General features: G+C 43.8%; 12 protein-coding genes. 11 read left to right on the forward strand and 1 reads right to left on the reverse strand.

Annotated elements, in window-relative coordinates:
• Positions 1 to 118 precede the first annotated feature (118 nt).
• The 8 genes from ASL11_RS26210 (at position 119) to ASL11_RS26245 (ending at position 7,603) form a co-directional block, all read left to right on the forward strand.
• Positions 119 to 1,450 carry an ABC transporter substrate-binding protein gene (locus tag ASL11_RS26210; protein WP_056621396.1) on the forward strand — a complete coding sequence of 444 codons (1,332 nt, stop codon included), beginning with the start codon at positions 119 to 121 and terminating at the stop codon, positions 1,448 to 1,450.
• Entirely contained in the window at positions 1,392 to 3,236 is a 1,845-nt protein-coding gene (locus ASL11_RS26215) for a cache domain-containing sensor histidine kinase (protein WP_056621398.1), read from the forward strand. Before ASL11_RS26210 ends, ASL11_RS26215 begins: the two co-directional genes overlap by 59 nt.
• The gene (locus ASL11_RS26220) at positions 3,229 to 4,854 is read left to right on the forward strand and encodes a response regulator (protein WP_056621400.1); all 1,626 of its coding nucleotides are present in this window, start codon (positions 3,229 to 3,231) and stop codon (positions 4,852 to 4,854) included. Before ASL11_RS26215 ends, ASL11_RS26220 begins: the two co-directional genes overlap by 8 nt.
• 101 nt (positions 4,855 to 4,955) lie before the next feature.
• Complete coding sequence (locus ASL11_RS26225) at positions 4,956 to 5,222, forward strand: hypothetical protein (RefSeq protein ID WP_056621403.1); 267 nt, start codon at positions 4,956 to 4,958, stop codon at positions 5,220 to 5,222.
• Positions 5,223 to 5,412: 190 nt separating this feature from the next.
• Complete coding sequence (locus ASL11_RS26230) at positions 5,413 to 6,006, forward strand: YdeI/OmpD-associated family protein (RefSeq protein ID WP_056621405.1); 594 nt, start codon at positions 5,413 to 5,415, stop codon at positions 6,004 to 6,006.
• A gap of 84 nt (positions 6,007 to 6,090) precedes the next feature.
• Positions 6,091 to 6,441 (forward strand): hypothetical protein, encoded by a 351-nt coding sequence (locus ASL11_RS26235; protein ID WP_056621408.1) that lies wholly within the window; start codon positions 6,091 to 6,093, stop codon positions 6,439 to 6,441.
• A gap of 129 nt (positions 6,442 to 6,570) precedes the next feature.
• Entirely contained in the window at positions 6,571 to 7,029 is a 459-nt protein-coding gene (locus tag ASL11_RS26240) for an SRPBCC family protein (RefSeq protein ID WP_056621410.1), read from the forward strand.
• 25 nt (positions 7,030 to 7,054) lie between these two features.
• Positions 7,055 to 7,603, forward strand: coding sequence for a GNAT family N-acetyltransferase (locus tag ASL11_RS26245; RefSeq protein WP_056621411.1), 549 nt, complete (start codon positions 7,055 to 7,057; stop codon positions 7,601 to 7,603).
• 358 nt (positions 7,604 to 7,961) lie between these two features.
• Here ASL11_RS26245 and ASL11_RS26250 read toward each other — a convergent pair whose 3' ends face one another.
• A complete protein-coding gene (locus tag ASL11_RS26250) occupies positions 7,962 to 8,951 on the reverse strand; it encodes an AraC family transcriptional regulator (RefSeq protein ID WP_056621413.1) in 990 nt (329 codons plus the stop codon).
• Positions 8,952 to 9,099: 148 nt separating this feature from the next.
• Between ASL11_RS26250 and kdgD the strand changes: the two genes are divergently transcribed.
• Genes kdgD through gucD form a run of 3 tightly spaced genes read left to right on the forward strand, consistent with a single transcriptional unit; the run spans position 9,100 to position 12,499 of the window.
• Complete coding sequence (kdgD, locus tag ASL11_RS26255; RefSeq protein WP_268796238.1) at positions 9,100 to 10,026, forward strand: 5-dehydro-4-deoxyglucarate dehydratase; 927 nt, start codon at positions 9,100 to 9,102, stop codon at positions 10,024 to 10,026.
• A gap of 12 nt (positions 10,027 to 10,038) precedes the next feature.
• Positions 10,039 to 11,040 carry a mannonate dehydratase gene (locus tag ASL11_RS26260; RefSeq protein WP_056621414.1) on the forward strand — a complete coding sequence of 334 codons (1,002 nt, stop codon included), beginning with the start codon at positions 10,039 to 10,041 and terminating at the stop codon, positions 11,038 to 11,040.
• A gap of 1 nt (position 11,041) precedes the next feature.
• A complete protein-coding gene (gene gucD, locus ASL11_RS26265) occupies positions 11,042 to 12,499 on the forward strand; it encodes an alpha-ketoglutaric semialdehyde dehydrogenase GucD (protein ID WP_056621416.1) in 1,458 nt (485 codons plus the stop codon).
• Positions 12,500 to 12,718 lie beyond the last annotated feature (219 nt).

The raw sequence follows: 12,718 nt of genomic DNA on the forward strand, positions 1-12,718 counted from the left end.
GCTTCTTTTTGTCTAGAAATCCAAAAATATGTCCATGACTAACGGAAATAGGTCATTGGCTTGCCTCAGCTTAAGTTTGTATAATGAAGGCAGAGTTGAAGGCACGGAGGGGATTCATGTGAGCGGAAGGCAACGACCAGGTTGGAAAGCGACGAAAGCAATTTGTTTTCTTCTCATTGTGAGTGCGTGCACGGTAGGATGCAATGTGCAGTCTGCCCCCACGCTCGATGAGCCTACGGCGAGTAAGTTAAGGATTACCTTTTGGACGCCGTTTAGCGGTGGGGATGGGCAATTTATGGCGGAGCTCATTCAGCAATACAATAATGAGAATAAAGATCATGTGAAAATAGAGCAAATTAACAATAATTCAGGTGATTATTATACGAAATTGTCCACGGCCATTGTGACAGAAGAGGCACCGGATATCGCAATTGTTCACTCGGCCAAGTATTCGCAGTACGCACCTGCTGGATTCTTGACAGATTTGAATGCGCTAGCAATTGAAGCTGGCGTCCATTGGGATGATTTTAACCAGACGATTCTACAAAGTACCTTAGCTGACAATAAGCACCTGGGTATCCCGCTGGATACCCACTTGGAAGTCATGTACTACAATAAGGATTGGCTGAGGCTCGCAGGCTTATTGGACGAGAAAGAAAAACCGATTATGGCGAACGGTGAAGCGGGGTTCTTAGAATTTCTGGAGAAAATCCGTGCTAGTGTGCCGTCGAATGTGACGCCGCTTGCTGAACCGAATGTACGAATCGATTCATTCTGGATCTGGTACTCCTTCTATAATCAAATGAACCAGGATGGCGGCCGATTCTACACTGAAGATGGAAAAGCGGCCGCGATTGACAATCCATCAGCTCTAAAATCCTTGGAATTCGTCAATTCGTTATATACGAAGAAGCTCATTTTGCCGAATATTAATGATCAGATTCAAAGCTTTGCGAAAGGCACGGCAGCGACGTTAATTTCAGGTGTATGGGGAACAGGAACGTTCGAGCAAGCAGCAGATTTACATTTCGGAGTGACCAAAATTCCACAAATCTACGATCATCCTGCAGCGTGGGGAGATTCTCATACCTTTTCGCTGCCGTATCATGAAAAGCCTGATAAACAAAAGCAACTCGCTGCGCTTAAATTCGCGAATTGGGTAGCTGCTCATGGGGCTAGCTGGGCAAAGGCCGGGCATATACCGGCTGTGAAGAATGCAGTCGCTTCCGAAGAGTTTCAGAAACTGAAATACCGTCCGGACTATGCAAGTGCAGCCGATGATGTGAAATATTTCCCGAATCAACCGCGGCAGGGAACGATTAACGATGAGATTGTGCGTGAGTTTGAGAAGATGATGGCGGGCCAAATCACGCCACAAGAGGTGCTGCAAAATGCGCAAAAGATCATTAACACGAATCTTCAAATCCAGCAAATTACGATTGCAAAATAAGCTGCAGTTACTCAAAGATCTGCCAATCGCGATGAAGTTGATTGCGTTGAGTGCTGTTTTTATAGCGGTACCACTGGGGATTGCCAGTTATCTAACGTTTACGAGTTATTCGGAATCCATTCAGAAAAATACTGGGAAATATCAGATGGACGTGGTGAAAGAACTGACTGCCAATATCGATACGTACTTAAATGAGCTTAATTTGTTGACCTTATTACCTTATCAATCTCCACAAATCATGAAATATTTGGAGGTTGGTGAGCAGACGAGTGCTAATCTCTCGTTTAACGATCGTGTAACGATTGAAGATTTTGCAAAACGAGTTTTTGCCAATGGACGTGTGGACATTTCTGGGCTGACGCTTTTTCGTACAAGAGGCGGGAATACGTATACCGCGATGTCAGAAGAACAAGCCAATTACTTACCACGTGAAGTGAAGAATGAAGTCTGGTACAACAAGGTTTCACAGACGGGGAAAATGGTTTATCTCGGAACATTTAGTAAAAATGGCATGGGCATTACGAATCAAGTGTACTCTTTTGCCAGAAAAATTCGAAGTGTAGATACAGGCGCTGTTCTTGCGTATCTTGTTCTTGATGTAGACAAAAATATCATTCGCAACAAAATTGAAGCGATCTCCAATGATAAGAAAAATATCATGATTGTGGATAATGAAGGTTCGATGATTTATAAAAGCATGATTAGCGGGCCCGATGCGGATCAAATCAAGCAATTCAAAGGCATGGGGACTGTCGTCTATAAACAAGATAACGATTCAGAGCTAGTTTCCTACTATACGTCACCTTTGACGGGTTGGACGATGATCGAGATGGTGCCACTTGCGGTATTGTTACAAGATACGGTTTATGTGAGAAATTATATTATTGGGATTGGTGCCGTATGTTTGCTGCTAGCGATCATCATATTCACATTATTTGCCCTTCGGATCACGAATCCGATCAGTGATTTACGGAATCTTATGAAGAAAGTTGTTGTAGGTGATTTAGCCGTATCGATTCCGATTCATAGTCGTGATGAAATTGGTCAGTTAAGTCAATCTTTCAATATCATGGTTTCCAAGCTCAGTGATCTGGGTTATCGCCTATATGAGTCGGAGATTAGGGAGAAAAATGCCCAAATATCGGCACTTCAGAGCCAAATCAATCCTCATTTTTTATATAACACATTAGGTTCTATTAGCATGTATGCTGAAATTCAAGGCAATAAAGAAGTTGTGAAAATGACAAATCATCTTAGTAAGCTTTTACGCTATAGTATTAATAGTCATCAGAGCCAAGTTCCTCTCCATATGGAAATCGAGCATGTGACGGGCTATATGGCCATTCAACAAATTCGATTTGAGGATAAAATTAAGTTTCATGTTCGCATAGAACCAGAGTTGCTGAGCTATTCGGTTATTCGTTTTATTTTACAGCCAATCGTGGAGAACGCTATTGTACATGGCATTGATAAAGGAAATGGCTATGGTACGATTAGTCTGATCGGGAAGAAGCAAGATAACCATATGTTGATCCAAATCCAAGATGACGGCGCTGGCATGAGCGCTGCGCATTTACAGAGCTTACTTGATCGGAAGTTCCAAATGACGACAACCGAAGAGGGCACGGGCGGTACAGGTTTAATGAACGTACATCGTAGAATTGCCTTGCGTTATGGGAATCAGTATGGCGTAACAATCGAGAGCAATTTGAAGCAAGGAACGACGATTACATTAACTTTACCGCTGATCGAAAGTCATCACGAAGGGAGGATTATGGATGCCTAGTATTTTGATCGTGGACGATGAAACGATTTTCCGCAAAGGGATACGTTTGATGATTACGGACATGCAAAGTGAGTGGAACGTCATCGATGAAGCAACGGATGGAGCAGATGCTTTAGATAAGATTGAAGAGCTGCAGCCTGACTTGATCATTACGGATATCAAAATGCCAAGGATCGACGGGATTCAGCTCCAATATATTGTAAAAGAGCGTTATCCGCATATTTCTTGTGTGGTGATGAGCGGTTATAACGATTTTCAATATGCACGTGAATCGTTGCGATTGGGTGCTAAGGATTACCTAATGAAACCTTTTCAACGGGAAGAACTCTATGCGTTGCTTACAAAGCTGCAGGAAGAATGGTTAACGGAAAAAAGACCGAATAAATCGAGTGGCATGGATCAACAAGTTCAGAATCAAATGCGCCAACATGTGTTGGCGAGTCTTATCACGGGAAATGTTCATCATGGAGAGGCAGAGCTGCTAGATAATGTGGGCATTCAGCTTCCGCATGCCAATATCAGTTGCCTAATAGCCAAGCTGGATCGGGATTCGGTAACGGATGAGCGTTATTATCAGTTGAATCCATCTTTGTTTTCGATCTATATTCAGCAATTTATACAGGAGAGTCTTGATGAGAACTTCAAAGGTTATGTGTTCATTCATCACGAGACGGAAATTGTTGCTTTAATTAACCATGAGAATGTTTCTTCTATCCATGCAGATATGGAAAAGCTGACGAATCGGATTCGGAAGGAAATTCGGGTGCAATCCAATTTTACCCTTACCTTCGGGTTAGGTAGTCCGGCGAAAGACTTGGAATCGATTTCCAAATCCTATAAAGAGGCTGGATTAGCGCTACTTTATCGATTAGTGATTGGCGGAGATCGGTTGCTTTCCAACGAGATTGTTGCCGAGATGAAAATGGAAAAGCTCGATTGGCACGCTGCAGATTGGCATTCCTTGAATCAGTTCGTCCAGGAGGGCGACTTGGCAAATGTGCAGCAGCAAGCCAGTCTTTATGTAACAAAACTTTGTCAGCAGTGGAAGGATCCTGAGATCATTCATCAACAAATTTGCAAAATGCTGCTGCATTTCTACGAGTTGGCGGTGAATTTGGCCGTTGTGAAACAATGGCTGCAGAACACGGATGTGAAGCAAGTTTTGGTGGATATTTACTCGTATTCGTCCAGTAAAGAATTGATCGAGCGGTGTCAGAAGCTTCTTGGTGATCTAACCGTCTGTATCGGGAACCGTCAGAAGAAGATGGTAACCAGCCCTGTCGAAATTGTGGTTCGTTACGTTGAGGAGCACTATGCGGAATCTATTACGTTAAATACGATGGCTGAGATCGTTTATCTCAGTCCGTCCTATCTCAGTTCTTTGTTCAAAAGCAAACAAGGCCAATCCTTCATAGACTTCCTAACGGAGAAACGGATTGAGAAGGCGAAGTCACTTTTACTTTATTCCGATGAAAAGATTCAAGTCATCTCGGATTCTACTGGATTTACGAATATTAGACATTTCAATCGTGTGTTCAAAACGATCACGAATCGGACCCCGTCTGAGTTCCGTGAGGGGAAGAGTATTGCTGGGACAGAGCCGTTCAAGGTTAAGTAAACTTGAACGGTTTTTTCTGTTTGTTTATTGGTATCCATACCAAATTTTCATAACTGAATAGAATAGTAGGGATACTAGAAAAGTGAAGGAGAGAAAGTAGGATGAAAAAAACACAAGCTGCGAGATTAGAAAATCAGGTGTATTCAAATCGTGTTGCAAGGTCGGAATTCGATAACAATTGGAAGACAAGCGTGACGAGGAGTGGTTATGTTGTTTACACAGCTACTACGAATAACGCAAAGATTCTCGTTTTATTAACCACTGGCTTAAGAAAACTGATTATTTTTAATAAAGGCGGAAAAGTACTTGTCGGCTCTGGTGGGGTAAGTCATTATAGTAAACCGCATAAGGCAAAAGATTTGAATTAAGCAGGCAGAGCGCGTGAAAGAGCGGAGAACGAGGAGATAGTCGAAAAAATCGTCTATCTCTCCGACGCATGCGTTAGGACAGTCTGTAAAATTTTAAAAAAAGTAGTACAATTGAACATAAGATGACGAAAGTAATGACCTGATTAATATAAAAGTTTATTAAAATTGTGAACAAGAAAGGTGCTCTTTCATGGTAAGTAGTAGAATGAGTATTTCGGTCGATGAATTTTATGGTAAAGCCAAAAGGTGGAAGGATGAATTCGGGGAATTAAGAAGAATTATTCAAGAGTGTCAACTAAACGAAGAAGTGAAGTGGGGTTGTCCTTGTTACACGTTTCAGAATAAAAACATCGTATTGGTACACGGATTTAAAGAATATTGTGCGGTTCTGTTTTTCAAAGGGTCGTTGTTGCAGGATGCAAATGGTGTTCTCATCCAACAAACGGAGAATGTACAGGCGGGGCGCCAGATGCGGTTCACGAATGTTCGTGAAATTGCAGCAATGGCATCGATTCTGAAAGCCTATATTTATGAAGCCCTTGAAGTTGAAAAAGCCGGTATCGAAGTGAATTTCAAGAAAAGTACAGCGTACAAAGTACCTGAAGAATTAGTACATAAATTTGATGAAATGCCTGCTTTGAAAACGGCTTTTGAGGCGTTGACACCTGGACGGCAAAGAGCCTACTTACTTCATTTTTCTGAACCAAAACAATCGAAAACCCGGGTTTCCAGAATTGAAAAATATGAGCAACACATTCTCGAAGGTAAGGGATTGCAAGATTAGCCTGTCACACGGTATTACTTTCCGACATTTTCGCATATGATTCGTTATGAACCGAATAACTAAAGGCTGGGGAGTGGAAGGCTAATGTCTTTTTTTGATAAAGTCAAGCAAGGGGCATCGGAAGCGGCTAAAAAAGCTCAACAAACCGTAGAAATAACGAAATTCAAGACGCAAGTTTCATTAAAAGAAAGAGAAATTGATAAAATTTACAAAATTATCGGCGAATCGGTTTACACATCTTATCTCTCTGGAGATTACACACAGGTGGAAGCCAATGTTTCGGAGTACTGCCAAGGTATCGCTCAAATCAATCAAGAGATTAGTGAGCTTGAGCAGAAGATTGCCGAAGTTCGAAATGAAAAAGAATGCACATGTGGGAAAGTCGTTGCGGCAGACACCAAGTTTTGTTCGTCATGTGGCCATCATTTTGTCTAAGTTGATTGATGGGCAAGGAGATAGGGCAGTTGTCACAGAGAATAATTCTGTGGGAACTGCTTTATTTTTGGTTGGTCATCCTCCTATGCTATGATAGTGAAAAACAGGTAAGTTATGGAGGCATGGAAGATGGCTGAGTTTCTTCAAGATCCGAGGGTAAAAGTAGAAATGCTGATTCGAAAACCAGTTCAGGAAGTGTTTGAAGCAATTATCGATCCTGAGATTACGTCGAGATTTTGGTTTACTCATGGCACTGGCAGATTAGAGGCTGGATCACACGTGCAATGGCATTGGGCAATGTACGGGGCGACCGCGGAGGTCAATGTCAAAGAAATCGAGGTAAACAAGCGGATTTTGCTGGATTGGGGCACATCGGTCGAATGGACCTTTACTGCTCAAGCAGATAACGAAACTTTCGTGACCATCACAGACTCGGGTTTCCAGGGCAGTCCGGATGAAAAAGTTAAACAAGCGCTAAATTCAACCGAAGGATTTACGATCGTTTTATGTGGATTGAAAGCGTATCTGGAACATGGCATCCGCTTGAATCTGGTTTCTGACAAGGCTCCCTACGCACATATCTCCTAGACTTCGCTTAGTAAGGAGCACTTATATGAAAGTCATACGTAAGACAAATCGCATGTCACTTGTTCAACTAGACGCAACATCCAGTGAGTTGGTCGTTGATTACTTTCGTCGCAATCGCGAGTTTCTCGAACCATGGGAAATGGTGCGGGACGAGTCGTTTTTCACTGTAGAGTTTCACGCAGAATTGTTGGAGAAAGAAGTGAAGCTGTTCGAGGACGGGCAGCTTTTCAAAGTATGGATGCTGTACGAAGAACGAATCATTGGCTCTATTGCGCTCAGTAATATCGTGCGCGGCGCATTCCAATCGTGTCATTTGGGCTATCGGATGGATGGCGCGCTGCTGAATCGGGGGCTGATGACAGAAGGCATCGAAGCGGTTATTGCATATGCGTTCGAAGAGATGCAACTTCATCGGATCGAAGCGAATATTATGCCGCGCAATCAGGCTTCCATGAAGGTCGTTCAGAAGCTAGGCTTTTATGAGGAAGGCCTGGCGCTCAAGTATTTGAAAATTCATGGTGTCTGGGAGGATCATATCCATATGGTGCTTCGAAATACGGCGATGGAAGTGTAGGATCTGATGATGTCCTTGTAGGTATAGAGGCGTACATGCGCCGAATTTTGCGAATAGATGTAAAAAATACAGCTAATTTCTACGGAAATATTAATATTTCCCAATTAGATGGAAAAACTCCAGTTAAACTTCACCAATCTAGCGGAAAACGAGCAGATTGGTGAAAATAGCTGGAGTTTTTCCAGTTATTCGCCAGAAGTCGGCGATTTACTAGAAAATAACTGGAAAAATTTCCAGTTATTTTGATTTTTGAGGAGGGTGCATTGCGAGTTGGACGTTGAGGTTGAACTAGATATACAGGTAAAGGGTGGGGTAGAAGAAGTAAAAGCAGAGGTGATGTTGAGGGACAAACATCCTATTACTCAGCGTTACTCCCCTCACTCGTCGGCACCAGCCTATTCTTCTGATAACGCGTAGCGACTTGCGCGAGATATTTATGAATCCAAGCATCGACGGTTTCGGAATTCAAACAGTTTTTACGGAAATGACTGGGTGGCGTTCCCATTTCTCTGGTAAATACCTGTGTGAAGTAATGGATGCTTTCAAAGCCGGTATCTTCGGCGATTTGTTTCAATGGGATGTCTGTGTAGCCAAGCAGATAGGCTGCTCGTTTGATCCTTTCCGTTTTCACAATAGAAGGAAAGGTTTGGCCCAATTCATCCGAGATCAGACGAGAGAGCTGGCGTTCAGACAAGTGGAGGCTTTGCGCCACGTCACTAAGTGCCATTTTATGAGAAAGATGATCCTGAATATAGGCTTTGACCTTCTTAAGCGTGCCTTGCAGCTCCATATCCAAAGCAGACGAAGCCGTATCACCAGAGCGGCAATGCTGTAGAAACAAGGAGATACAGCTGATGACCAACGTATATGCTAATTGTACAATCGTTTCCTTATAGCGATCACCCGTCTCCGAAGCTTGGATGAGCAGTGCCTGCCAAATGAGCACCGGAGCTGTACCCTCAGCATTGGGTATGAAGAGATGCGGATATGCGCTTAGCTGACTAAAATCCTGCATAAAAGCCTCACTCGATTCGGATGCGATCGGTTCTAATGCAAAAAACAACAACAGCATGCCTTCATCACTTTGGATAGAATGTCGACTTTCGGGCTTCGAGCAATACAGGGTGCCAGGCCGAAGCGGATAGGTGATACCATTGTGATAGTAGTGGCCTTCACCTTCAACGACGTAGCAAATTTCAAAAAAGGAATGTGTATGCGGACGATTGCCCTTATGCTGCGGTTTCGCACCCCAGTAATGAACGAATATGGAGGCGGAGGCACCTTGCAGCTGAACCAGATTTTGGTTGAGATACAAGTTACTACGCGAGTAAATGGATGGATTCAACACGCATGAGGGCTCCTTTCAAGTAGACTGATGATCATTATAGCATGGATTTTTTGAAAAAAAGCGGCATGTTTTTACAAAGACGAAAACGCCTCCATTTTCTATACTTACTTTCATAGACACGTAAGAAGTTGAAAAGGAGCTGTTAGAAGTGGGCAATCAGGTTAACATTTCACTCGCAGGCATCATGGGGTTTCCGGTTACACCATTTGATCTTCAGGAGCAAGTAGATGAGAAAGCTTTACAAGCTAATATTAACTTTTTAGTTGAAAATGGCTTGGATTCCGTCTTTGTTTGCGCAGGTTCAGGAGAATATCAATCCTTGGATATCAAAGAATATGAGCGCGTAGTCACTGTTGGCGTAGCGACGGTTGCTGGCAAAGTGCCTATATTCGCAGGGGCAGGAGGGAATGTTCGAGAAGCGGTGGAACGCGTTCAACTTGCAGAAAAGCTTGGTGCTGACGGTTTATTGTTGCTCCCGCCTTATTTGATCATCCCCGAGCAAGAAGGCTTGTTTAACTACTATCGGACGCTGGCACAGAGCACAAGTTTACCTGTCATTATCTATCAGCGTGATAACGCGATTTTTACCTTAGTCACATTAGAAAAACTGGCTAATTTACCTAACGTCATTGGATTCAAGGATGGATTAGGCAATTTTGAACTAAATATTGAATTCGTACAATCGCTCGGTTCAAGGTTACAATGGATGAATGGGATGCCGCTTGCTGAACTAACGATGCCAGCATATTCCGCACTAGGCTATCTATCATATTCATCCGCGATTTCCAATTACATCCCGCAGGTTTCGAGAACCTTCTATACAAGTTTACTTTCTGGAGATCGGGCAACGGTAAGTTCCATTTATCAAGAAGTCATTTTGCCCATCCATCGGATTCGTCAATTGCGCAAAGGGTATGCCGTTTCGTTAATTAAAGCGGGCATGAACATTGTTGGATTGCCAGTTGGTCTCGAAGTTCGAACTCCGCTAGTTCAAGTAGAACGTGAGCATTATGTACAGTTGGAGTCCATTATTAAACGAAGTTTAGACCTGGTCGCGATCGCCAATAACGGGTAGGAGGAAAATATCATGATGAAGGTATCCATTCAAGTTCCAACATGTGAATTATCGGATAGCGATTTGAGACAAATGTGTCAGCTCGGGGTTGATTGTATTGATTTTACACAAGGAGGTTCTTTCCCAGGTGTTCGTGAGCAGGGATTTCCGGATCTTGATAAACTTTTACAATTAAAACGGAGAGTTCGTTCCCATGGGATGGAAATAAATCGGGTGACGCTTCCAGATATGTCGGCTAGCTTCATGTTAGAGGAACCAGGCTCGGAGATCCAATTAGAGAACGTCAGCAACGCGATCAAAACCTTCGGCGAAGCTGGGATCACGCTCGTTCGTCAGCGTTTTGCAGGGGATGTATTTCCTTATATGGCTGAGGAATATACAGCCGTACATCGAGGAGGCGCACTAGTTCGCGGGGAGTCATTGAAACGCAATCTGGACAAACAACCTCCCACGGTGGAGCAATTGAATGCTTGGTGGAAGCGCTTTGATTTAGTGTTCGGGAAACTGGTTCCACTCGCGGAAGAGTATGAGATGAAATTAGCCGTGCATCCATCCGACACACCATATCATAATACGCCTTTCGGCGGACTTGGTTTGAATCGCGTCATTGATAGCTTCCCTAGCAGAAATGTTGGTCTCGTCTATTGTGTAGGCTCACGTGGAGAAGCTGGTGGAACGCCGCTTGTTCTTGATGAAATTTACCAGTATGGACGCAAAGATAAAATATTTCTTGTGCATTTCCGCAATGTACGGGGTAGTCTGGCAACGGCTGGTGCGTTTGAAGAGGCTATGCTGGATGATGGACATATGAATATGGCGAAAATACTGCTGGAGCTTCATAAGGTTGGTTATAACGGATGTATAAATCCAGATCACATTACCTCGCTCGAAATGGATCGAGCACCGCATCGAAGTGCAGAAACCAAGATGAATTGGGTCGGCTGGGCCTATGCGATTGGCTATGTAAAAGCTCTATTGGCGGCATTAACGGAGTTTAGAGGCGGGAGAGATTAACATGGGTGAATTGAAAACATATCTGAACTATATCAACGGAGCGTGGGTTGCGTCTTCTAGTGGCGAGGTGGAGGGAAGTATAAACCCAGCGAACCGACATGAGATCGTGGGCTATGTTCAGAAATCGTCCATTGTTGATGTGAATGAAGCTGTTGTTGCAGCGAAAGCAGCGAAGTTAGGTTGGCGTAAGTTATCAGGTTCAGCGCGTGGAGATTACTTGTACAAAGTCGCAGATAAGCTTGAGCGGCGATTGGATAAAATTGCTGAAATGATGACGCGTGAAATGGGGAAAACGTTCCCTGAAGCCAAAGGTGAAACGGCAAGGGGCATCGCGATTCTACGCTACTATTCTGGAGAGGGCATGCGGAAGACAGGTGATGTGATTCCATCTACGGACAGTGAAGCTTTAATGTTTACTACACGTGTTCCCTTAGGCGTTGTTGGTGTGATTACACCGTGGAATTTCCCTGTAGCTATTCCGATTTGGAAAATCGCTCCCGCTTTAATCTTCGGTAATACGATTGTGTTCAAGCCTGCTCAGGAAACGGCAGTAACAGCAGCCCTAGTCATGGAATGCTTCGAAGAAGCGGGAATTCCAGCAGGTGTTGTCAATATGGTGACGGGTCAAGGAGATGTGATTGGTCAAGCTATCGCAGATCATCCAGACATCCACGGAATTACCTTTACAGGATCGGATCGTATTGGGAAAATGGTTGGTCAAAGCGCACTCGCGAAGGGTGCGAAGTATCAGTTGGAAATGGGCGGTAAAAACCCGATTATCGTGGTCAACGATGCAGATCTGGACCTCGCTGTTGAGGCAACAGTGAGTGGTGGCTTACGTTCAACGGGGCAGAAATGCACCGCTACTAGCCGTGTAATCATCCAAAGTGATGTTTATGATGTTTTTAAAATGAAGTTGCTTCAACGTATTAAGGAAATCCGTGTTGGAAATGGTATGGAGGCATCTACTTGGATGGGGCCTTGTGCAAGTGAGAAGCAATATCATACGGTGCTAGCTTATATTGCCAAAGGGATCGAAGAGGGTGGGACCTTGCTCTGTGGCGGCGGTAAAGTGCAAGATGAGGCTCTAGATTCAGGCTATTTCATTGCGCCTACGGTTTTTGAACATATTACAAGTTCGATGACCATCGCGCAGGAAGAAATTTTCGGTCCTGTTCTTGCTTTAATTAAAATAGATTCCTTCGAGGAAGCTATTCATATTGCGAATGATGTGAAATTCGGACTTAGCGCGTCAATTTTCACGAAAGATTTCTCGAAAATGCTAACCTTCATGCACGATATGGATGCAGGCCTTGTGCGTATCAATGCCGAAAGCGCGGGTGTGGAGCTGCAAGCCCCATTCGGCGGTATGAAAATGTCGAGCTCTGGCTCCCGGGAGCAAGGGCAAGCCGCCATTGAGTTCTACACGGAAATCAAAACTGTGTTTATAAAGTCTTGAATGAGAGCCAGTTGCTGCCGCAGCTGGCTTTTCCCTTGTAGGGCAACTTGACAGCGTTCCTTTTTGGAACTCATAATGATAAGACTTGCCTTTTACCGGAAATTCTGGAACGATAACATGGCGCGGCTGCAGTAACTCTTACAAGCCAACTCTGATGATTGAAATAGACATAGATGGACCGCGCTTTTGGCAGGAATGTCCTTCATGAAGGGAGGTTAG

The organism is Paenibacillus sp. Soil750 (assembly GCF_001428045.1).
Classification (GTDB): domain Bacteria; phylum Bacillota; class Bacilli; order Paenibacillales; family NBRC-103111; genus Paenibacillus_E; species Paenibacillus_E allorhizoplanae.

Bases quoted from the DNA above. Each gene is read 5' to 3' on its own strand.
- ASL11_RS26215 (WP_056621398.1), top strand. From the start codon at position 1,392: ATGCGCAAAAGATCATTAACACGAATCTTCAAATCCAGCAAATTACGA.
- ASL11_RS26220 (WP_056621400.1), top strand. From the start codon at position 3,229: ATGCCTAGTATTTTGATCGTGGACGATGAAACGATTTTCCGCAAAGGG.
- ASL11_RS26225 (WP_056621403.1), top strand. From the start codon at position 4,956: ATGAAAAAAACACAAGCTGCGAGATTAGAAAATCAGGTGTATTCAAAT.
- ASL11_RS26230 (WP_056621405.1), top strand. From the start codon at position 5,413: ATGGTAAGTAGTAGAATGAGTATTTCGGTCGATGAATTTTATGGTAAA.
- ASL11_RS26235 (WP_056621408.1), top strand. From the start codon at position 6,091: ATGTCTTTTTTTGATAAAGTCAAGCAAGGGGCATCGGAAGCGGCTAAA.
- ASL11_RS26240 (WP_056621410.1), top strand. From the start codon at position 6,571: ATGGCTGAGTTTCTTCAAGATCCGAGGGTAAAAGTAGAAATGCTGATT.
- ASL11_RS26245 (WP_056621411.1), top strand. From the start codon at position 7,055: ATGAAAGTCATACGTAAGACAAATCGCATGTCACTTGTTCAACTAGAC.
- ASL11_RS26260 (WP_056621414.1), top strand. From the start codon at position 10,039: ATGATGAAGGTATCCATTCAAGTTCCAACATGTGAATTATCGGATAGC.
- gucD (WP_056621416.1), top strand. From the start codon at position 11,042: ATGGGTGAATTGAAAACATATCTGAACTATATCAACGGAGCGTGGGTT.